We start from the raw sequence: 21,786 nt of genomic DNA, 5'->3' as shown, positions 1-21,786 counted from the left end.
GATCCCGAACCGGCGTTCATCGCCTTGTCATGAGCGTTCTTTTAGTGCGGAAAACAGAACATTCCGCTAATTAATTGAGTTAAATATGACTAAGGCTCACAGTTAGGATTTTAGCGATCACTCCCGCTCCGTCGTAAACAACCACCTTAAATCAATGACTTAAGGTAATTTCGATACTGCGACACACTCTGGTTTCTGGCGTGGAGAGTACAGAAATGACACGCAAACGCCGCGTTTTGTCTCAATCGGCCGGCGGATAGGAATGCTCGCCGCCGCGATAATCGGTGACGGAATAACATCCGTCGCCTGTTGCCCGGATCGCGCTCCCACTGACGACGGCCTTGCCGTGACCGCCGGGGATATCGAGGATGTAGGCCGGCTGGCAGAGACCGGAAATCCGCCCGCGCAGCGCCGCGACGATCTCCTGCCCCTCCTCGATCGTCACTCTGAAATGGCTGGTGCCAGGCGCCAGATCCGGATGATGCAGGTAATAGGGTTTGACGCGGATTTCGACGAAGGCCTTCATCAGCTTCGCCAGCACGTCGGGATCGTCGTTGACACCCTTGAGCAGCACCGACTGGCTGACCATGGCGATGCCGGCATCGACGAGGCGGCCGCAAGCCGCCCGCGCTTCCGGCGTCAGTTCCCGGGGGTGGTTGGCATGCAGCGCGACATAGACCGTCTTGCCGCTCGCCTTCAGAGCGGCGATCAGCGCCGCATCGATCTTCTCGGGGTCGACGACCGGAACACGCGTATGGAAACGCACGATCTTCACATGCGCGATCTCGGCAAGCGCCTCCATGATCTCGCGGAGCCGGCGCGGCGAAAGCACCAGCGGATCGCCGCCGGTGAGGATGACCTCCCAGATCTCCTCATGACCGCGGATGTAATCGAAAGCGGCCTGCATCGCCGCCGCATCGAGCGTGCCGAGGCCTTGCGGCCCGACCATTTCGCGCCGGAAGCAGAAGCGGCAATAGACCGGGCAGACATGCACGGCCTTGAGCAAGACACGATCGGGATAGCGGTGAACGATGCCTTCGACGGGGCTGTGGGCATGATCGCCGATCGGATCGGTGCGTTCTTCCGGGGCGATCGTGAGTTCTGCCGCATCGGGCACGAATTGCCGAGCGATCGGATCATCGGGATCGGCTCGATCGATGAGCTTGCTGATCGCAGGCGTCAACGCAATCGCGTAGCGCGCCGCAACCTCCTCAAGCCTCGCACGATCGGCAGGCACGACCAGCCCCGCCTTCACAAGATCGTGGACGCTCTTGATCGATTTGACGACATTCATCTTCCATACTCCGCCACCGGCGCCCAGAGCACCTGGTCGATGCGCGATGCTCCCGTCGCCAGCATCACCAACCGGTCGAAGCCGAGCGCGATACCGCTTGCCTCAGGCATCAGCGACAGCGCGGCGAGGAAATCCTCGTCAATCGGATAGGTCTCGCCGTAGACCCGCGCCTTCTCGGCCATCTCGATCTCGAACCGTCGCCGCTGTTCGGCAGCGTTGGTGAGTTCACCGAAGCCGTTCGCAAGCTCGACGCCGCAGGCATAGAGCTCGAAACGTTCGGCAACCCTGGAGTCGCGCGCCGAGGGACGGGCAAGGGCTGCCTCCGAGACCGGATATTCGTCGAGAATGGTGATGCGGCCGAAACCGAGATGCGGCTCGATCTTTTCGACCAGCACCCGGCTGAAGAGATCGGCCCAACCGTCGTCATCGGCAACACGCATGCCGACGCGCTTCATCTCGGCGGCCAGATGGTCGCGATCGGTCGAACCGTCGGCTACGACCGAGGCGAGAAGATCGATGCCGGCATGACGCTCGAACGCTTCGGCAACGCTGGTCCGCTCCGGCCCGGCGAAGGGATCGCTCTCGGCACCGCGATAGGCAAGCTTGCCGGTCTTCACCGTCTCAGTCGCCAGCGCCAGGATCCGCACGCAATCCATCATCAGGCTCTCGTAGCTTTCGCCGGCCCGATACCATTCGAGCATGGTGAACTCAGGATGATGCAGCGGCCCGCGCTCGCGGTTGCGATAGACATGGGCAAAACACGAGATGCGCTCCTCGCCCGCCGCAAGCAGCTTCTTGCAGGCAAATTCCGGCGAGGTATGAAGGTAGAACGGCGCCTTTTGCCCATCCGTCGTCAGCGCTTCCGTCGCGAAGGCATGCAGATGCGCCTCGTTGCCGGGAGAGACCTGCAGCACCGCCGTATCCACCTCGATGAAATCCTCGCGCGCGAAAAACCCGCGCAACGCCGCCTGGATCGCATTGCGTCCGATCAGGAGCGGACGGCGGTCTGCATGCACGGACGGGGTCCACCAGGGGGACGCTTTCGCCGAAGAGTTCATTCCAAGCTTTCTTCGCCGGAGAGGCCGGTATGGGGGGTGGCTATTTCCCGGATTTTAGGTTAGTTGCGCCCCAAAGAAAAACATTTGCGTCTTCGGGGGCGTCTCGACAGTCATTTACGACGCCGAAAGCCGAGTTACAAGGAAGTCTTATGGTCAAGGTCATCGCCTCTTCGGTCCGCAAGGGCAACGTTCTCGATGTCGACGGCAAGCTCTACGTCGTTCTCACCGCCCAGAACTTTCATCCGGGCAAAGGCACGCCGGTCACCCAGGTCGACATGCGCCGCATCGTCGACGGCGTGAAGGTTTCCGAGCGCTGGCGCACCACCGAACAGGTCGAGCGCGCCTTCGTCGAAGACGTCTCCTTCCAGTTTCTCTATGAAGACGGCGAAGGCTTCCACTTCATGAACCCGGCGAGCTACGATCAGGTCGTCGTCGATGTCGCCACGATGGGTGACGACAAGGCTTATCTGCAGGAAGGCATGTCCTGCATCCTCTCGATGCATGAAGGTATTGCGCTGGCGCTCCAACTGCCGCGCCACGTCACGCTCGAAATCATGGAGACGGAACCGGTCGTCAAGGGACAGACGGCATCGTCCTCCTACAAGCCGGCGATTTTGTCGAACGGCGTGCGCGCCATGGTGCCGCCGCACATCAATGCCGGCACCCGCGTCGTCATCGCGACGGAAGACAATTCCTACGTCGAACGCGCCAAGGACTGATCCTGGTTTCAGCCTATCGAAGAGGCCGGCTCACGCCGGCCTTTTTTTGTATCCGCCGTCTCAATTAATAAGTAGAGCGTGATGCCGTCCGAAAGCCGCTCACACTTTTCGGCATCAAGCTCTAAAGCGCGTCGCGATCTTTCAGATTCGCTCATCGCGCTTTAGGTCTTTGTTTTTACGCATGTCGTTATCGCAAAACCGCGGCACACTTTTGCGCGACATGCTTTAGAGATGCGGGTTGCGCGGCCGGTATTTCTTGACGAGCTTCTGGTTGATCTCGGCAGCACCCGGCATGTTGGCGCTGAGATAAATTGGCGCATCGCCGGATTTGGAAAGCTCCGAGGCGACTTCGGCGAAGATCGCATTGATGACGGTCACCCCGACCGCCGTCGAGACTGGCCCAACCCTAAGCCCCGTGCCTTCGAGATCGACGACGGCGTCACCCGGTGGCAGCCCGTTGTCGAGCACCACATCGGCCACGTCGGCGAGCCGCCGGCGTCCATTGGCGATCGCTGAGGAATAGGCGATCGACGTGATGGCAATCACCTTTGCGCCGATTTCGCGCGCATAGTCGGCGGCCTCGATCGGCGCGGCGTTCACGCCCGAATTGGAGGCGATGATGATGACATCGCCCGGCTGCATGCCGTAACGCTCCAGCATCGGCCGCACCAGGCCCTGCGTGCGCTCATAGACCGAACTGATGACCGCGCCCTCGTGCAGCATGGCCGAGCCGACGAGTACCGGCACGGTGAAGGCGAGCCCGCCGGCACGATAGTGCACCTCTTCCGCCAGCATATGCGAATGGCCGGTGCCGAAGACATAGACGCGCTTGTCGCCATGGGCAGCATCGAGGATGACGGCTGCTGCCTGCGCCATCGGCTGGGCAAGCGTCTGCTTGAGTTCTTCCAGCCGGCCGATCAGATTGGAGAAGTAGGCATCGGTAATGTCAGTCATCCGGCTTATCCTTGATTTCAGGCTACTTCGCCGCTGAGCCAGATGGCGGTGACGGCAAGCGCATCGGTGAGATGCACGAGATCGGCACGCGCGCCCGGCGAAAGATGGCCGCGATCGGCAAGCCTGAGAAACCGCGCGGGATAAAGGGTCGCCATGCGCAAGGCCTCGGCGAGCGTCAGGTCGAGATAGGTGACGCCGTAACGGATCGTCGAGATCATGTCGACGTCGGAACCGGCCAGCGTACCGTCGGACAGCACCAGCTTCGAGCAGAAGCCGCCCCTTTCGCGCCGGACGGTGCGCCCGTTCAGCGTGAACGAGTCCTTTTCCGACCCGACGAGCGACATCGCGTCGGTGACGAAGAACAGCTTGCCTTCGCCGCGTTTGGCGCGCAGCGCCGTGCGCAGGGCCTTCGGATCGACATGATGGCCGTCGGCGATGATGCCGCACCAGGTCGAGGGATGATCGATCGCTGCGCCGACGAGACCGGGCGCCCGGTGTCCCAACTGGCTCATGGCGTTGAAGAGATGCGTGACGCCCCGCGCGCCGGCATCGAAACGTTCTTCCGCCGCCTCGCTCGAACAATCGGAATGGCCGATGCTGACGGTGACGCCGGCTTCCGCAAGCTCGCGCACCTGGGCAACCGTCACCTGCTCGGCGGCCATGGTGACCAGCAGCGTGCCGATCGCCTCGCGCGCCCGGATGAAGGCTTTGACATCGCGGTCCTCCACCGGCCGCATCAGTTCGGCCAGATGCGCGCCCTTCCTCGCAGGCGCCAGATGCGGGCCTTCGAGATGCAAGCCGGCGACGCCGCGGTTCATTTTCACTGCCTCCTTGGCGGCCTCGATGGCGGCAATGGAGGCCTCTGATGTGTCGGTGATCAGCGTCGGCAGCAGCGACGTCGTGCCATAGGGACGGTGCCCGCCGGCGATGATGTCCATCGAGGCAACGGAAGGCTGGTCGTTCAGCATCCGCCCGGCGCCGCCATTGACCTGCGCATCGATGAAGCCGGCCGACAAAACACCACCGGCAAGCGTCACCACCTCGCCGTCCGGCAGATCATTTCTTGCGACGATCGCTTCGACGCGGCCGCCGGCAACGATGAGGGCTTTGTCGTCGTGGAAGCGCTCGCCGTCGAAAATGCGGGCGCCGAGGAAGATCTTGCGGGCCATCAAACCGTCTCCGTCACCTTGAGCAGGTTTGCCGGCTTGTCGGGATCGAAGCCCTTGCGGCGCGTCACCGACTCGATCAGCCGGTAGTAGACAAGCAGCGACACCAGCGGATCGACAAGGCCGTTGCCCGTCGTCGGTACGCGCAGATGGACGCCGGAAAGCGGCTGCGTCGAGAAGCCGACGGTGGTGGCGCCGAGTTTCTGCAGGCGTTCCAGCGCCTGCACATTGTTGGCGAAGGCCGCGTCGTCAGGCGCAAAGGCGACGATCGGGAAGCCCGGCTGCACCAGGCGCATCGGGCCATGCATCAGTTCCGCCAGCGAAAAGGCTTCGGCATGCAGGCCGGAGGTTTCCTTGGCCTTCAGCGCAGCTTCGAGCGCGATCGCGAAGGCTGGGCCACGGCCGGCCGTATAAAGCGAGGTCGCGTTGAAGAGCACCTCCTCGGCTGCCGCCGTGTCGATCCCGGCGGTCGCCGACAGCGCCTCCGGCAGCTTGCCGAGCGCCGCCTGCAAATCGGACGCACCGCCGATCGCAGCCGTCACCCCGGAAAGGGCGGCGACCGAGGCGATGAAGGATTTTGTCGCCGCGACACTCTTTTCCGCGCCGGCATTGAGACCGAGAACGATGTCGGCCTGCTTCGCAAGCGGGCTATCGGTGACGTTGACGACGGCGATCGTCGTTGCTCCGCCCTTCTTCGCTGCATCCTGCAGCGCGACGATGTCGGGGCTGGCACCCGACTGCGAGACGGTGAAATGGACACCGCCCTTCAGATGCAGCGCCGCACCATAGACCGAAGCGATCGACGGGCCGAGCGAGGCGACCGGAACGCCACAGGTGATCTCGAACAGATATTTGAAAAAGGTGGCGGCGTGGTCCGAGGAGCCGCGCGCCGCCGTCGTCACCACGCTCGGGCGGGCGGACGAAAACAGCCGGGCGATCTCGGCAAAGACCGGTTTTTCCTTTTCGAGCAGCGTGGCGACCACCTCTGGCGATTGGCCGGCTTCCTGCAGCATCAGTGACTGGTTGTCATTCATAGGTCATCTCCGATTCTCAATTCGGCAACGAAATCATAGGCATCGCCGCGATAATGCGAGCGGGTGTATTCGACGACGCGCTGGTCTTCCAGGCGCGAGACACGTTCGATCAGAAGCGCCGGCGCGCCTGATTTGACGTTCAGGATCGCGGCAGACGACGGATCGAGCGTGACCGCGGTCAGCCGCTGCAGCGCGCGCACGGGCCTGTGGCCACTGGCCGTCAGCGCATCATAGAGCGATCCCTCGCCGCCGGCGTCGTGCCCCAGGAACTTGATCGGCACCACGGCGCGTTCGATCGCCAGCGGCAGGCCGTCGGCAAGGCGCAAGCGGTCGAGCCTCAGCACCGGCTCGTCGCCGCCGAGGCCGAGCAGGAAGGATTCCTCCGGCGACGGCGTGTTGACCGCCCGCGACAATATCCGTGCGGCCGGCAGACGCCCGCGCGAGCGCATGTCGGCGGAGAAGGAGGAAAGCCGCCACAGCGACTGTTCCATGCGTTCCACCCTGCTCGATACGAAAGTACCGCTTCCATGGCGCGATTCCAGTGCGCCGGATGCCATCAGATCGCGATAGGCGGTGCGCACGGTAACGCGGCCGAGTTTCAGAGCCTCGGCAAGGTCGCGCTCGCCCGGCAGCGCCGTGCCGGGCTTCAGTAGCCCTTCCTGAATGAGGCCGGTCAGCGTCTGCGCCAGCCGCTTGTAAAGCGGCCCGGTCAGCGCCTCGTCACGCAGGCCGCGGCTGTTCAGTTCCGCTATCAGACTGGTTCTATCCATGGGCGCACAATAGAACCTATATAGAACCAATCGGCAAGTCGGAATCGAGCACGGAATAAAAAAACCCTCGCCGGCGGACCGTCGAGGGTTTCATAGCGATCAAATTTGACAGCCGTGCATCCTCCAGCGCCGCGCGTTACTAAACGCGCGGCGCTGGAGGATGCTCAGTTCTTGGTGAAGATATAATCCGTCTCCTGGCGCAGCACTTCGCCGGGGCGCAGGACCGCATTCGGAAAACCTTGGTGATTGATGGCATCCGGCCAGACCTGTGTCTCCAGGCAGAAGCCGGCGAATGGACCGTATTTGCGCCCGCCGATGCCGGGCGCCCCGACATCGAGCTTGAAGCCGGCATAGAACTGCACGCCTGGCTCCGTGCTGCGCACTTCCAGCGACACACCGGAATAGAGGCTGCGGGCAAGCGCGACGCTCCGCTTGGCGGTACGCTCGCCCGACAGGCAGAAATTATGGTCGTAAAACGCTTGTTGGCTGCCGACGAAACGCTTCATCGGCGCCATCTCGCGGAAATCGAATTCCGTGCCCTCGACGGGACGGATCTCACCGGTCGGCACCTGCTTCTCATCAGTCGGCAGATAGTGATCGGCGGCTATCATGATGTCATGGCCAAGTGCATCTTCGCGGCCGTCGAGATTGAAATAGGCGTGCTGGCAGACATTGGCGAGCGTCGGCTGGTCGCTGGTCGATTCGTAGGTGATCGACAGTTCACCATTGCCATGCACCCAGAAAGTCGCCTGGATGGTGCAATTGCCGGGATAGCCGGCGCGGCCATCGGGATCGACGATCTTCAGCACCACGCGGTCGTGGTCATGCTCGACGATCGTCCAATTGCGTTTGGCGATATTGTCGCTGCCGCCATGCAGATGCGTGACGCCGTTTTCATTCGGCTCGAGCTGATAGTCCTTGCCGTCAAGCGTGAACCTGCCGCCGCCGACGCGGTTGGCGCAGCGGCCGGGCGTCGCGCCGAAGTAGGACGAATAGAGGAGGTAGCTGTCGAAATCGTCGAAGCCGAGCTGCAGCGGCGCATCATGTCCTTCGAGACGCAGATCCTGGATGACCGCGCCCCAGCTGATGATCTTGGCCGTCAGCCCGCCGCCCTTGATCACGACGCGATAGACGGTCTCGCCCGCCTGCGTCTGCCCGAAAACGTCCCGCTCCAACTTATCCGACATGATCGACCGTCCATTCTGTCCCTGCTGAAAATTCCTCAATTCGGAATCGATTTGAGGAATGTGCAGCGATTGAAAGTGTGCATTGCACGTCCGACGAAGACGCGCGGTGTGGTAGGCTTCAGGACAGGAACCTGCCCGGATTTGCTTCGATCCGCAACCGGCGGATCAGAAAGAAAAGCCACAGCAGTGGTGCGGCGGCATCGGCTCCAGGCGTGATCGGCAACGGTCAGAGATCGCTGCCGATCTCTTCCACATCAAAGGGCGTCGTCTGGTAGATTTCGTTGATCCAGTTGCCGAACAAAAGATGCGCATGGCTGCGCCAGCGGTTCTGCGGCGCAAGCGCCGGATCGTTATGCGGGAAGTAATTGTGCGGCATCTTGATCGGCACGCCGGCATTGACGTCGCGGAAATACTCGTCGGAAAGCGACGTGGAATCATATTCGACATGGTTGAACATGTAGAGCCGCCGGCCCCTCTTCTCATGCACGAGGCAGACGCCCATTTCGCTGGACTCCATCAGGATCTCCAGGCTTTCGGATTTCTCGATATCGGCGCGGCGCACTTCGGTCCAGCGCGACACCGGCACTTCGAAATTGTCGGAAAAGCCGTTGAGATAGATCGAGGAAGGCTTCAGGTTCCGGTGGCGGTAGACGCCGAAGGCCTTCTCTTTCAGCTCGTATTTCGGAACGCCGTGAAAATGATAGACTGCCGCCATCGCGCCCCAGCAGACGTTCATCGTCGAATGGACATTCGTTTCCGTCCAGTCAAGAATCTCCTGCATCTCCGGCCAATAGGTGACATCCTCATAGGGCAAAAGCTCGATCGGCGCCCCGGTGATGATGAAGCCGTCGAACTTGCGGTGCTTTACTTCTTCCCAGGTCTGGTAGAAGGCAAGCAGATGGTCCTCGGACGTATTCTTCGCCTTGTGGCCGCCGATACGGATAAGCGACAGCTCCACCTGCAGCGGCGAGGCGCCGACGAGACGGGCCATCTGCAGTTCGGTCTTGATCTTGTTCGGCATGAGGTTGAGCAGCCCGATCTGCAACGGTCGGATATCCTGACGGATCGCCAACGTCTCGGTCATCACCCGCACACCCTCCTGAACCAGGGTTTCGAAGGCGGGCAGCGTATCGGGGATCTTGATGGGCATTGCGGTCACTCGATCAAAAACAAAAAACCGGCGGCGACAAAAATCGCTACCGGTCCGCACGCGGCCCTTTAGCGACTTTTTTAACGTGGCTGCAAGCCGGCCGGCCAAATCACCACGGAGGCCTTAATTAGACCCAGTCGGATTGCGAATCAACTGGCGAGTACATGCAGGAGAGACTCATGCAAGCATCATCACACTTTAATGACTGATAGAATCTGTTGATAGACCGGTAACGCCACCATGTTATTTATAAGGGTATGGGCGATTTGGAAAAGCGTAATGGCAGATAAAATCGAGGGGAGGCCGGGCATCCGGAGGCAGGATAGGGTAGGGTATGATTTAAGCCTGACATATCGCCTCGGCGTCATGTTCTCAGCATTCTGGAATTCGGAAGTGCGTGGCAAGGTGCTGTTTCTGGCGACCGTGCTGATCCTCGTTATCCTGGCGACGTCCTACGGCCAGGTCATTTTGAACGAGTGGAATGCGCCCTTCTACGACTCGCTGGAGCGCCGCGACCTCGGCGAATTCTTCCACCAACTCGAAATCTTCGCGATGATCGCCGGCACACTGCTGCTGCTCAACGTGCTGCAGGCCTGGCTGAATCAGATGACGGCGCTCTATATGCGCGAAGGCTTGTCCCGCGATCTGGTTGACCAGTGGCTGAAGCGCAAGCGGGCGCTGCGGCTTGCCTCCAGCGGCCTGATCGGCGTCAATCCGGACCAGCGCCTGCACGAAGATTCCCGCAACCTCGCCGAAAGCACGACGGGATTGGTTCTCGGCCTGCTGCAGTCGACCATTCTTCTGGTGAGCTTCATCGGCGTGCTCTGGGAACTTTCCAGCGGCTTCATCTTCCGCATCAGCGGCCATAGCTTCTCCATTCCAGGCTACATGGTCTGGGCGGCGATTTTCTATGCCGCTTCCGCCTCGGTGCTGAGCCAGGTCGTCGGTCGGAAGCTGGTGAAGCTCAATGCCGACCGTTTTTCGAAAGAGGCCGAGCTTCGCTTCACGCTGATGCATGCCAATGAGAACATGCCGGCAATTACTGTTGCCCGCGGCGAGGAGAACGAACGCCGGCGCATCAACACCGACATCAGCTCGGTCCTGACAGTCGTCAAGCGGCTTGCCATGGCCAATACCAATCTCACCTGGGTTTCGGCCGGCTATGGCTGGCTGGTGATCGTCATCCCGATCATCGTTGCCGCCCCCGCCTATTTCTCTGGCGGCCTCACCCTCGGCCAGCTGATGATGTCGGTCGGTGCCTTCAACCAGGTCAACACGGCGCTGCGCTGGTATGTCTCCAATTTCGGCCCGATCGCCGAATGGCGCGCCACGCTGATGCGCGTCACCGATTTCCGCCAGGCGCTGGTCGAGATGGAAGAGGACTTCGACCTCAAGGACAGCATCGCCTATGAAAACGCCGCGCCCGACACGCTGACGTTGAAGGATGTGGTGATCGTCGCCAAGGTCGGCGAAGACATCGAGGAATGCGGCGGTTTTCGCCTGCGTGAAACCGATGTCGTGATCAAGGCCGGCGAAAAGATCATGATCAACGGCGATCACAGCGTCAATCGCAAGCTGCTCTTCCAGGCGATGGCCGGCCTCTGGCCGTGCGGCAGCGGCACGATAGGCCTGCCGCCAATCGACGACATGCTCTTCGTTCCGCAGGTTGCCTATGTTCCCGGCGGCACGCTGCGCGAGGCGCTGGCCTTTCCCGAACGTCCCGAAGCCTACGAGAAAGCCGCCGTCGAGGCGGCCCTCGACAAGGTTGGTCTCCATTCGCTGATCGCAAGGCTCGATACCCGCGCCCGCTGGGACAAGATGCTCGACGGCGACCAGCAGAAAGCGATCGGATTTGCCCGGCTGCTTCTCGTGCGCCCGCGCTGGATCATCTTCGACGAAGTGTTGGAAGGCATGGAGCCGGAATTACAGGAAACGATGGCCAAACTGCTCACCTCGATGCCCGAAAGCGGCATGATCTATATCGGCCGCTCCGAGGCCTATCTCGAGGCGCTGAGGCCGCGCGTGCTGCATCTGCAGGCGCTGCCGTCAGCATCCGAGGAGCCGCCTGCCGTCCAGACCGGCGCCAGCGCCAGTGCGGGCGCTGCCGCCGTGCCCGCGCCGGCGCTTTAATGCATGCCGCCCAAAAGTGTGGAGCGGTTTTGGGATGACGGCACGCATAAGACAAGGATTTGAGCCGCTGGTCACATAGGCGGTATGACGCCGTTGAGACCGACGGCGATCTGGCTGGCCGAGATGCTGCCATCCGCCGCCTTCTCGCCGGTGACGACGACGCCGGCGCCGGGCTTCAGATCATCCTTGGTCGCAGGCGCCAACGTCACGATCGGCGTGCCATCGGCCATCGAGATGGTCTTTTCCTTGCCCTGATAGGTCAGCGTGATCGTGTGGCCGTCGACGGATTTGACGGCGTTGCTGACAGTCGCGTTGGTCATCTGGCTGTTCGGCTGCGCATCCCAGGGACGGTTGCCCTCACCGGTTCCCTTCATCGACGCCGGAAAGATCAGCACCTCGATCGCCCCGTCCGGGCCCGTGCCCTTCGGAAGCGAAGCGACGCCGACGAAATCGCCGGGTTTGATATCCTCGACGGAGGCTTTCTTGATGCCGCCGACCTTCCAGCCGGCTTTTAGCGCGACCGTCGCATCACTGCCCTCGCGCGTCTTGACGACGAGCGTATCGCCGCTGAGGCTTTCGATTGCGCCGCGAACACGAATGCGCTGGGCATCCTGCGCCTGTGCGGCTTGCGACAGGGCAAGCGCAACGAGGCTGCCGGCAGTAAGTGCTGTGAGAAAACGGGAATGAGGCTTGCGAGACATATGACTTTTCCTTGTCGCCATTGCGATCGGCAATATCCCCGGCTGCCGGACGGCACCTTATGCCGCAGGACGACACACTGACGAATCAAGGAAAAGTGAGCCTCGAGCCTCGAGAAAATCTCAGCCTTCCAGCTCTTCCCGCAGCATTTCGAGCTCCAGCCACTCCTCTTCCATGTCGGTCAGGCTGGTGCGCAGTTTTTCCATCTCGCCGGCAAGCCGGTTGAAGGCTGAGGGATCGCGCGTGAAAAGATTGGGATCTGCCATCACCTTTTCGCGCTTGGCGATTTCGGCTTCGGTCTTCGCCATTTCCTTCGGCAGGTTTTCCAGTGCAAATTTCTGCTTGAAGGAGAGCTTGACCTTCGAGCTGCCTGACGCTGTTGCTTGCTGCGTCTTCGGCTTCTCCGCCGCCTTCTCGGCCCTCTTGCGCTCCTCGAGCGCGCCCTTGCGCTGTACAAGCATGTCCGAGTAGCCGCCGGCATATTCGATCCAGCGACCATCAGGCGCATCCGGCACGGCGGGTGCGATCGTCGAGGTCACGGTGCGGTCGAGGAAATCGCGGTCGTGGCTGACGAGAATGACGGTGCCGGGAAAACCGGCGACAATCTCCTGCAGGAGATCGAGCGTTTCGATATCGAGATCGTTGGTCGGCTCGTCGAGGATCAAGAGGTTCGTCGGGCGCGAAAGGATGCGCGCCAGCATCAGCCGGGCGCGTTCGCCGCCGGAGAGGTTTCTGATCGGCGTACGCGCCTGTTCCGGCTGGAACAGAAATTCCTTCATGTAGCCGGTGACATGGCGCTGCTCGCCGTTGACGAGCAGGTTTTCGCCGCGCCCATCCGTCAGATAGTTGGCAAGCGTATCCTCGGGGTCGAGATCCTCGCGTTTCTGGTCGAGCGTCGCAATCTCCAGATTGGTGCCGAGCTTGACGATGCCGCTATCGGGCGAAAGCTGCCCGGTCAGCATCTTCAGCAGCGTCGTCTTGCCGGCGCCGTTCGGTCCGACGAGACCAATGCAGTCGCCGCGATGCACGCGGATCGAAAACGGCGTGACGATTACCCGCTCGCCGAAGCTCTTGGTGATCTTGTCGGCCTCGATCACCAGCTTGCCGGATTCCTGCGCGTCCGAAACCGTCGCCTGCACCGTGCCCTGCGGCCCCTTGTGGCCGCGATAGTTCGAGCGCATCGTCTGCAACTCGCCGAGACGGCGCATGTTACGCTTGCGCCGCGCCGTGACGCCGTAGCGCAGCCAGTGCTCCTCACGCTCGATCGACTTGCCGAGCTTGTGCTGCTCCAGCTCCTCGGCCTCCAGCACCTGGTCGCGCCAGGCTTCGAAATGCGCAAAGCCTCTGTCGAGTCGCCGCGAGGTGCCGCGGTCGAGCCAGACGGTTGCCGTCGAGACCTTTTCGAGGAAACGCCGGTCATGCGAAATCAGCACCAAGGCGCTGCGTGTCTTCTGCAGCTCGCCTTCCAGCCATTCGATGGTCGGCAGGTCGAGATGGTTGGTCGGTTCGTCGAGCAGAAGAATGTCCGGCTCGGGTGCCATAACGCGGGCAAGGGCTGCGCGCCGCGATTCGCCACCGGACAGCATTCTGGGGTCTTCATCGCCGCTCAGCCCGAGATGCGACAGCAGATAGGTGACACGATAGGGGTCATCGCCTGGCCCGAGGCCGGCCTCGGCATAGGCCTGCACCGTGTTGAAGCCGGCAAAATCCGGCGCCTGTTCGAGATAACGCACCGTCGAGGAAGGATGGCGGAAGACCTCGCCGGACTGCGCCTCGACCAGGCCGGCGGCAATCTTCAGCAGCGTCGATTTTCCCGAGCCGTTGCGCCCGACGAGACAGATTTTATCACCGGGCTCGATCTGCAGGCCAGCACCCGCCAGAAGCGGTGCGCCGCCAAAGCTCAGGAAGATATCGTCGAGTTTCAGAATGGGAGGGGCCAAAAATCAGACTCCGGAAAGATCGTAGGGCCGGGCGAGCACGATTGCCCGGCCGCTGCGGAGCGAAAAGCGAACCTTGCCTTCCGCAACATTGGAAATGGTGCGCGACGAGCCGAAAGGCAGATGGAAATCTGCCAGCGGATAACGCGCATTCTCGATGGTAAGCCCTCTCAGCTCGCTGAATCCGGGCACGGAAAACAGGCTGCCTTTGGGAAGGTCCAGTTCGATCGTACAAGCAACCAGCGGCACCGCCTCTTCCTTGCCCGAGGTCAGCAGCAGGTCGAAACCCTCTTCCGCCAGGCTGACGGCCGACAGCAGATGCTGAAGCGCGTGGTCGGAACGCTCGCCGCCGAGCGCACCGGCGAGGATCAGCCGCCGCGCGCCCCGCGCGATTGCCTCCGCCACGGCGATTTCACCGTCCGTCGCCGCCTTCGCAGCCGGATAGGGCTGTTTCGGCACATCGGGAAATGCACCCGCGAGATCATCAGGCGTCGAATCGAAATCGCCGACCCAGAGCTCCGGCGTAATGCCGAGTGCTGCCGCATGCCGCATGCCGCCATCGGCCGCAATGAAGCGGCTGTCTTCGATGGCATCGCGCAGGCGCTCCGTCAGGCTGAGTTCGCCGCCAAGGAGAATGGTGAAGGTGGATTGGCTCATGGGCATTGCCCTTAGCGCAAACGAGGGGTCGAGGGGAAGGGCCGGCGAACGACCGCGTCTGCCTCAGCCCGGCGTATCCTTGTCGCGCGACAGGAAAACCGCCTCGTAGCCGCCGATGAAGCGCTCGAAAAGCGCTGCGAAGCGCTCGACATCTTCCTGCGGCCAGTCGGAAACGATCTCGGAAATGATCGCAAGCTTCTGCGCGACGATCTCGGCAAGCAGGTCCTGGCCGACCTCGGTCATGACGACGACGATCCGCCGCGCATCGGTCTGCGAGGCCTCGCGGCGCAATACGTTGCGCCCGACCATGTCGGCCACCACCCGGCTTGCCCGTGACGGATCGATGCGCAGCATCTCCGCGATCATGCCGACCGTGACCTCGCCGGCAGGCTGCGCCCTGCGCACGGCATCGAGCACGTCGAGATGCGAAAGCTCGAGGCCTGGTGCAGCACTTTGGATCGCCAGCCGGCCGATCAGCCGCCGCCCGGTCATCAGCCGCATGCGCGCCATGCTCCGGCCGATACGCGGCACGTTTTCACAATCCGGCTCGGCCGGCTCCACAGAAGGGGTCTTGGTCAGGACGTCGCTCATCACAGGACCATAACAGAGCCGATTCAAAAATTGAATATGCCGATGTCATTAATGTGCCATTGACAACTATATGCTGTTAGCACATAAAAGCATCTCAACCCGGAACGATGCCTCCCATGGACATGCAACTCGCGCCTGCGCCGCTCGTGACGGATCCTCGTCGCCGGCTTATCCTCTTCTTCTTTCTGATGACCGCCATGTTCATGGCGACGCTCGATAATCAGATCGTCTCCACGGCGCTGCCGACGATCGTTGGCGAATTCGGCCATCTCGAGCGCTTCGGCTGGATCGGCTCGGCCTATCTCCTGTCGCTCAGCGCCGTCATGCCGGTCTACGGCAAGCTCGGCGATCTGTTCGGCCGCAAATACGTGATGATGACGGCGATCATGATCTTCACCGTCGGATCGACAGTCTGCGGCCTTGCGGTCTCGATGGACACGCTGATCGCCGCCCGTGTGCTGCAGGGCCTTGGCGGCGGCGGCATCATGGTATCGATCTTCGCCGTCAACGCCGACCTGTTCGAGCCACGCGAGCGGGCGCGCTACCAAAGCTATTCCAGCCTCGTGCTGATGGCATCGGGCGCGATCGGCCCGGTGCTCGGCGGTACGATGAGCGATCTCTTCGGCTGGCGCTCGATCTTCCTCGTCAACGTGCCGATCGGCTTCATCGTGCTCACCGGCCTTGCCTTCATGCTGCCGTACCGCAAACCGCATCGCCGCCCCAAGATCGATTATGCCGGTGCGCTCCTGCTTGCCATGACGACGACAAGCATCGTGCTTGCGACCGACAGCAGCGAACTGTTCGGTGCATTGATTTCGCCTGAGAGCATCGGCATCGTTGTCTTCGGCATCGTCTGCGCCGTCACCTGGGTGTTCGTCGAGCGCCGCGCGCCCGAACCTATCGTTCCCCTGCAGCTGTTTCGCAATTCGACCTTCAGCCTGCTTCTGGTGATCTCGATCATGGGCGGCGCCATTGCCATCGGCATGGTCAATTATCTCGCCCTCTTTCTGCAGACCACGACCGGCCTTTCGCCGTCGGCCGCCGGCCTGCTCTTCATCCTTCTGACCGGCGGCCTCGTCTGCGGGTCGCTTTCCGCAGGCCGCATCATCTCGAAGACGGGGCGCTACAAGCCCTTCGCCATCGCAAGCCTCACCTGCAGCGCCATCGCCTTTGCGCTGATGTCGCAGATCCACGCCGGAACGCCGATCGCCTTCATCGGCGCGGTCATGATGCTGCACGGCATCGGCATCGGCCTTGCCCAGCAGGTTCCCGTCATCGGCGTACAGAATGCAGCACCCGCCCGCGACGTCGGCGCCGCCACCGGCTCGGTGACGCTGTCGCGCATGGGCGGCGCCTCGATCGCCATTTCCATCTATGGCGCCATCATCGCCTCCGAGCTCGGCAAGGTCGGCGTCTCCATTCCCGGCGTCGCCGATATCAAGCAGCTGACGCCGAAAATGATGGCCGCCCTTCCTGAAGCGAGCCGCCAGGCCGTCGCCGATACCTATGCCGCCGCGTTCTCGCCGCTCTTCATGACTTCCTGCGCCATTGCGCTGATCGGCCTTGCCGCCGCCATCATGCTGAAACCCGTGCAGCTGCCCCGCGCCGGCGAGACGACGAAGCCGCAACCGGCGACGGCGGAAGCCGCCGAATAGTCGAATCGTTACCTGCGAGAGAATGCTTCATCAGGAGGCGTTCCCTCTCGATGCCTATATCAAGGGTTGTAATTTTCTCGCAAGACTGTGGCTATCGAGCCGGTTGCTTCAATCGGGCCGTTCTTTTTCCGCGCCGTCGACGAATCTCGGCTTTGTGACGGAACTTTCGCCATAATTTCATCCGAGCGAAAGGAAGCCTTAATGCCTGAGGCTTGCTAAAATGCAACGGCGCCACATTTAAACAGAGTCTCGCTATGCAACCGATGCGTAAATCAGCTACAGCAACGACTTGTATCGGCCGATTGTGCAGCGCGAGATCAGGGGTGCGCACCTGTTGAGTTCCCCTTGCCACGGTCGGTCCGAATCTGCGGCAAACCGGCAAGACAGCGACATGATGCGGAGAACCAGACTGGACAGCTTGACGACGTGGAAATCGCCCGCGCTTTCCAGTGATGCCATCTCCGCACCGCGGCGCTTCGCGCGTCGCATGATGCTGCTTTCGGCCCTCGCAATGGCGCTGAATGGCTGTCAATCGCTGATCGACCAATCCTATCAGCCCAGTGTTTCGCCTTCATCCAATCCGCAGATCGTCGACGAGGTGCAGAAGAACGATCCGCGCGCGGCGATGGGCGCTCGTGAGCATCCGCGCATCGTGGCCAGCTACGGCGGCGAATACAAGGACGCCAAAACCGAGCGCCTCGTCGCCCGCATCGCCGGCGCGCTGACGGCGGTGTCGGAAAATCCGAGCCAGTCCTACCGCATCACCATCCTGAATTCGCCGGCGATCAACGCCTTCGCGCTGCCGGGCGGTTATCTCTATGTTACCCGCGGCCTGCTCGCCCTTGCCAACGACGCCTCGGAAGTCGCCGCCGTGCTCTCGCACGAAATGGGCCATGTGACCGCGAACCACGGCATCGAGCGGCAGAAGCGCGAAGAGGCTGAGGTCATCGCCAGCCGCGTCGTCGCCGAGGTCCTCTCCAGCGACATCGCCGGCAAACAGGCGCTTGCCCGCGGCAAGCTGCGGCTCGCCGCCTTCTCCCGCCAGCAGGAGCTGCAGGCCGATGTCATCGGCGTGCGCATGCTCGGCGAAGCCGGCTACGACCCCTATGCCGCCGCCCGGTTCCTCGATTCGATGGCCGCTTACAGTCGCTTCATGTCAGTTGATCCCGAAGCCGACCAGAGCCTTGACTTCCTGTCGAGCCATCCGAATTCGGCCCAGCGCATCGAACTTGCCCGCACCCACGCCCGCGCCTTCGGCCAGGAAGGCTCGGTCGGCGACAAGGGTCGCAATTATTATCTCGACGGCATAGACGGGCTGCTCTACGGCGACAGCCCGGAAGAAGGCTATGTGCGCGGCCAGACCTTCCTGCATGGCGGTCTCGGCATCCGCTTCGACGTGCCCCCGGATTTCCACATCGACAACAAGGTCGAAGCGGTGATGGCCACCGGCCCGAACGACATTGCCGTCCGCTTCGACGGCGTCGCCGACAATCAGAACCAGAGCCTCACCAACTATATCTCCAGCGGCTGGGTGACCGGCCTCGACCCGTCGACCATCCAGCCGATCACCATCAACGGCATGGAAGCAGCCACCGCGCGCGCCAGCGCCGACCGCTGGGATTTCGATGTGACCGTGATCCGCAACAATTCGCAGATCTTCCGTTTCCTGACCGCCGTGCCGAAAGGCAGCGGCGCCCTTGAGCCAACGGCGAATGTCCTGCGCGCGAGTTTCCGCCGCATGACGCCGGCAGAGGCCGCCTCGCTGAAGCCGCTGCGCATCCGCGTCGTCACCGTCCGGCCGGGCGAGAACATCTCGACACTGGCCGCCCGCATGATGGGCACAGACCGCAAGCTCGATCTCTTCAAGCTCATCAACGCCCTGCCCACGGGTGCAGCCGTTGCAACAGGCGATCGCGTCAAGATCATCGCCGAATAAAAGAGGCCCGGCTTGCGCCGGGCCAGTCTCTGCTGCTGGAGGGGATAAAACATCTGGCGCAAAACTGTGCGGTGCTTTTGCGACAATGACCTAAAGCGCGACGCGCTTTCGGTTCAGGCGTAGGCCGCCATATGCGGATCGGCGCTGACGAGCGCGCTGCGAAGCTTCTCCATCGCCCGGCTTTCGATCTGACGCACGCGCTCCTTGGAAATGCCGAGATCGGCACCCAGCTCTTCGAGCGTGGCACCATCTTCCGCCAGTCGTCGGGCGCTGATGATCTTCATCTCGCGTTCGTTGAGATGTTTCAGCGCCGAGGCGAGCCAGACGCGGCGGCGTTCGCCGTCGATCATGTTGGACACCTGCTCGTCCGGCAGGGGATCGTCGCTGACGAGGAAGTCCATCTTCTCCGCGCTCTCGGCATCGCCGGAGACCGAAGGCGCCTGCAGCGAAGCGTCGTTGCCGGAAAGCCTGGCATCCATCGTCTGCACATCGGAGAGGCTGACGCCGAGGGCCGCGGCGATTTCCTGGTGAATGGATTGCAGCGTCAGTTGGGTGTCGCCCTTGGCGAGCTTGGCGCGCAGACGGCGCAGATTGAAGAACAGCGCTTTTTGCGCCGAACTCGTGCCGCCGCGCACGATCGACCAGTTGCGCAGGATATAATCCTGGATCGACGCCCTGATCCACCAGCTTGCATAGGTGGAAAAGCGCACGTCGCGTTCCGGCTCGAAGCGGGCGGCGGCCTCGAGCAGACCGACATAGCCCTCCTGCACCAGATCGCTCATCGGCAGGCCGAAATTGCGGAACTTGCCGGCCATCGATATGACGAGGCGCATATGAGCCATGGCGATCTGGTTGCGCGCGCCGCGGTCGTCATGATCCTTCCAACGGGTGGCGAGATCGTGCTCTTCCTGGCGGGCGAGATAAGGCGCGGCCATCGCGATTTTGATCATGCGCCGATCTGCAGACATGTTCTTCATTTCGATCTCCCGAAACAGGCCTCTCTCGCCCTGAAATGAACAATAAAACTCATCTTCCGGAACATCGCTGTCCGGATTGAATGGGGTTCTGAATGCATAAAAGCCTCGCCCCTGGACTTTTCAGGGGGAGGCCCTATTTCTCATCATGTGCCGGTAAGACGGCCGGGCTGGACCTGTTTCTTCACTTTGCCGGATTGGCAATATAGAAAAGGCATGATCCGCTCCTCATCGAACATTGACGGAATAGCAGTTCGCCCGTTGAGGCCGTTGCCCGACGAGCAGTTCGCAATTACGTGTGATAAACGCGGCAGTCGGGAAAAAGTTCCAATAAAAAAACCCGGCTCGAAGGCCGGGTTTTTTGATAGAAGACAGGCGTCGCTTTTATGCGGCTTCGTCCTGTGAATCGTCTTCTTCGATCGCTTTGCCGCGCTTCGGACCCTTGTTGAGATTGGTCTCGACGAGGCGAACGGCTTCGGTTTCCGACATCTTGTTGACAGCGGCGATTTCGCGCGCCATGCGGTCGAGCGCAGCCTCATAAAGCTGGCGCTCGGAATAGGACTGCTCGGGCTGGTTCTCGGCACGATAGAGATCGCGCACGACTTCAGCGATGGAAATCAGGTCGCCGGAATTGATCTTGGCATCATATTCCTGGGCGCGGCGGGACCACATGGTGCGCTTGACGCGCGCCTTGCCCTGCACGACCTTCAAAGCACGCTCGACGAAATCCGTTTCCGAAAGCTTGCGCATACCAATGCTCATCGCCTTCGCGACCGGAACCTTCAGACGCATCTTGTCCTTCTCGAAATCGATAACGAAAAGTTCGAGCTTCATGCCGGCAACTTCTTGCTCTTCGATAGCGGTGATGGTACCGACGCCATGAGCGGGGTAGACGATCGATTCACCGGTCTTGAAGCCGTGACGTGCTGTAGAAGGCTTTTTCTGCTGAGTCGTCATTCTATTCAAAAACTCCCTGTTACGCTTCCGGCGGCGGCCGGAGCCGGGTCAGTCAGGCCCGGGTGAGACGGTAGTATCCGTCGGGTGACTTCACTCTGGTCCCATCGGGCAAAAGCAAAGACTTCTTGCGCACGATCTTGGGACCCGGCGCTCAAAGCGTTGATATGTCACGGAAACCGTGTACGGATTTGTTTTGCTTTCGTGATGGTTTTGGGCATGCGTCATGCCACAAATGGAACAGTAGACGAAACCTATCATAAAAATATGAGGAAATCAATAATTTGCTTCGCTTGAGTCATGCGGGCAACACATGTCACCCATATGCCTCACGCAGCTTTTAAAAACGTTTCGCCCCGCGGCCGCCCGAATCCGGGGGCCGAATGTGGGTGCTGTCTCAATCGCCGGAACCGGGCTTCTCCGAAAAATACTTCTCGAATTTTCCGGTCTCACCATCCATTTCCTTGGCCTCGGGCAACGGGTCCTTCTTGACCGTGATATTCGGCCAGATCGTGGCATATTCGGTATTGATCTTCAGCCATTTGTCGAGGCCCGGCTCGGTATCGGGCTTGATCGCCTCGGCGGGACATTCAGGTTCGCAGACGCCGCAATCGATGCACTCGTCGGGATGGATGACGAGGAAATTCTCGCCCTCATAAAAGCAGTCGACAGGGCAGACTTCCACGCAATCGGTGTATTTGCACTTGATGCAATTGTCGGTCACGACATAGGTCATGAAGAACTCCAGGATTTCCATGCGGATGGGGCCGGGCAACCTGGAACGTCGCGCCTATCCCCGTGCCGGAGGAAAAGCGTGAGCAGGCTTGGGAGGCAAGCACGCTTCCGGCAGGTTGTCAGTGACCTATCGGCTTTATCGCCGGATTTCAAGGATAAACGATCTGCAAAAGCCGCCGCCGCAGA

At 61.5% G+C, this 21,786-nt stretch carries 19 protein-coding genes and 1 riboswitch; of the genes, 4 read left to right on the top strand and 15 right to left on the bottom strand.

Annotated features, from left to right (window positions below; all coding sequences use genetic code 11):
• Positions 1-241 precede the first annotated feature (241 nt).
• The gene (locus tag FFM53_RS14005) at positions 242-1,294 is read right to left on the bottom strand and encodes a lysine-2,3-aminomutase-like protein (RefSeq protein WP_138389405.1); all 1,053 of its coding nucleotides are present in this window, start codon (positions 1,292-1,294) and stop codon (positions 242-244) included.
• On the bottom strand, positions 1,291-2,352 hold the full coding sequence (epmA, locus tag FFM53_RS14000; protein ID WP_138389404.1) for an EF-P lysine aminoacylase EpmA: 1,062 nt from the start codon (positions 2,350-2,352) through the stop codon (positions 1,291-1,293). The genes FFM53_RS14005 and epmA overlap by 4 nt, the downstream gene beginning before the upstream one ends.
• A gap of 149 nt (positions 2,353-2,501) precedes the next feature.
• On the opposite strand from epmA, the gene efp reads away from it, so the two are divergent.
• Positions 2,502-3,071, top strand: coding sequence for an elongation factor P (gene efp, locus FFM53_RS13995; protein ID WP_012759420.1), 570 nt, complete (start codon positions 2,502-2,504; stop codon positions 3,069-3,071).
• A 225-nt stretch (positions 3,072-3,296) separates the two neighbouring features.
• Here efp and FFM53_RS13990 read toward each other — a convergent pair whose 3' ends face one another.
• From FFM53_RS13990 to metA, 6 genes are all read right to left on the bottom strand, one after another.
• Positions 3,297-4,025 carry an SIS domain-containing protein gene (locus tag FFM53_RS13990; protein WP_130822695.1) on the bottom strand — a complete coding sequence of 243 codons (729 nt, stop codon included), beginning with the start codon at positions 4,023-4,025 and terminating at the stop codon, positions 3,297-3,299.
• A 17-nt stretch (positions 4,026-4,042) separates the two neighbouring features.
• Positions 4,043-5,194: an N-acetylglucosamine-6-phosphate deacetylase gene (nagA, locus tag FFM53_RS13985; RefSeq protein ID WP_138389403.1), complete on the bottom strand. Its 1,152-nt coding sequence runs from the start codon at positions 5,192-5,194 to the stop codon at positions 4,043-4,045.
• Positions 5,194-6,225, bottom strand: a complete 1,032-nt coding sequence (locus FFM53_RS13980; RefSeq protein ID WP_138389402.1) for an SIS domain-containing protein — start codon at positions 6,223-6,225, stop codon at positions 5,194-5,196. Before FFM53_RS13980 ends, nagA begins: the two co-directional genes overlap by 1 nt.
• Positions 6,222-6,995: a GntR family transcriptional regulator gene (locus FFM53_RS13975; RefSeq protein ID WP_003543751.1), complete on the bottom strand. Its 774-nt coding sequence runs from the start codon at positions 6,993-6,995 to the stop codon at positions 6,222-6,224. Before FFM53_RS13975 ends, FFM53_RS13980 begins: the two co-directional genes overlap by 4 nt.
• Positions 6,996-7,159: 164 nt before the next feature.
• Positions 7,160-8,182: an aldose epimerase family protein gene (locus tag FFM53_RS13970; RefSeq protein ID WP_138389401.1), complete on the bottom strand. Its 1,023-nt coding sequence runs from the start codon at positions 8,180-8,182 to the stop codon at positions 7,160-7,162.
• Positions 8,183-8,408: 226 nt separating this feature from the next.
• Complete coding sequence (metA, locus tag FFM53_RS13965) at positions 8,409-9,332, bottom strand: homoserine O-acetyltransferase MetA (RefSeq protein WP_027668526.1); 924 nt, start codon at positions 9,330-9,332, stop codon at positions 8,409-8,411.
• A 48-nt stretch (positions 9,333-9,380) separates the two neighbouring features.
• A riboswitch (SAM riboswitch) is annotated at positions 9,381-9,458 on the bottom strand.
• A gap of 114 nt (positions 9,459-9,572) precedes the next feature.
• Between metA and FFM53_RS13960 the strand changes: the two genes are divergently transcribed.
• On the top strand, positions 9,573-11,462 hold the full coding sequence (locus FFM53_RS13960; RefSeq protein WP_171600246.1) for an ABC transporter ATP-binding protein/permease: 1,890 nt from the start codon (positions 9,573-9,575) through the stop codon (positions 11,460-11,462).
• 71 nt (positions 11,463-11,533) lie between these two features.
• On the opposite strand, the gene FFM53_RS13955 is transcribed toward FFM53_RS13960, so the two are convergent.
• The 4 genes from FFM53_RS13955 to FFM53_RS13940 form a co-directional block, all read right to left on the bottom strand.
• The gene (locus FFM53_RS13955; RefSeq protein ID WP_138389400.1) at positions 11,534-12,163 is read right to left on the bottom strand and encodes a hypothetical protein; all 630 of its coding nucleotides are present in this window, start codon (positions 12,161-12,163) and stop codon (positions 11,534-11,536) included.
• 120 nt (positions 12,164-12,283) lie between these two features.
• The gene (locus tag FFM53_RS13950) at positions 12,284-14,101 is read right to left on the bottom strand and encodes an ABC-F family ATP-binding cassette domain-containing protein (protein ID WP_138389399.1); all 1,818 of its coding nucleotides are present in this window, start codon (positions 14,099-14,101) and stop codon (positions 12,284-12,286) included.
• Between the two features lie 3 nt (positions 14,102-14,104).
• Positions 14,105-14,761 carry a thiamine diphosphokinase gene (locus FFM53_RS13945; protein WP_173883584.1) on the bottom strand — a complete coding sequence of 219 codons (657 nt, stop codon included), beginning with the start codon at positions 14,759-14,761 and terminating at the stop codon, positions 14,105-14,107.
• Between the two features lie 57 nt (positions 14,762-14,818).
• The gene (locus FFM53_RS13940) at positions 14,819-15,346 is read right to left on the bottom strand and encodes a MarR family winged helix-turn-helix transcriptional regulator (RefSeq protein ID WP_138331895.1); all 528 of its coding nucleotides are present in this window, start codon (positions 15,344-15,346) and stop codon (positions 14,819-14,821) included.
• Between the two features lie 116 nt (positions 15,347-15,462).
• On the opposite strand from FFM53_RS13940, the gene FFM53_RS13935 reads away from it, so the two are divergent.
• Both FFM53_RS13935 and FFM53_RS13930 read left to right on the top strand, forming a co-directional pair.
• A complete protein-coding gene (locus FFM53_RS13935) occupies positions 15,463-17,001 on the top strand; it encodes an MDR family MFS transporter (RefSeq protein ID WP_138389397.1) in 1,539 nt (512 codons plus the stop codon).
• A gap of 391 nt (positions 17,002-17,392) precedes the next feature.
• Positions 17,393-18,937 carry a M48 family metalloprotease gene (locus tag FFM53_RS13930; protein ID WP_138331897.1) on the top strand — a complete coding sequence of 515 codons (1,545 nt, stop codon included), beginning with the start codon at positions 17,393-17,395 and terminating at the stop codon, positions 18,935-18,937.
• 113 nt (positions 18,938-19,050) lie between these two features.
• On the opposite strand, the gene FFM53_RS13925 is transcribed toward FFM53_RS13930, so the two are convergent.
• The 3 genes from FFM53_RS13925 to fdxA form a co-directional block, all read right to left on the bottom strand.
• A complete protein-coding gene (locus FFM53_RS13925; protein ID WP_012759432.1) occupies positions 19,051-19,914 on the bottom strand; it encodes an RNA polymerase factor sigma-32 in 864 nt (287 codons plus the stop codon).
• Positions 19,915-20,295: 381 nt separating this feature from the next.
• On the bottom strand, positions 20,296-20,868 hold the full coding sequence (locus tag FFM53_RS13920) for a CarD family transcriptional regulator (RefSeq protein WP_003543775.1): 573 nt from the start codon (positions 20,866-20,868) through the stop codon (positions 20,296-20,298).
• Positions 20,869-21,262: 394 nt separating this feature from the next.
• Entirely contained in the window at positions 21,263-21,601 is a 339-nt protein-coding gene (fdxA, locus tag FFM53_RS13915; protein WP_003567552.1) for a ferredoxin FdxA, read from the bottom strand.
• Positions 21,602-21,786 lie beyond the last annotated feature (185 nt).

Origin of the sequence: Rhizobium indicum, assembly GCF_005862305.2 — a bacterium.
Lineage (GTDB): Bacteria > Pseudomonadota > Alphaproteobacteria > Rhizobiales > Rhizobiaceae > Rhizobium > Rhizobium indicum.
This window is presented reverse-complemented; position numbering and strand designations above follow the sequence as displayed.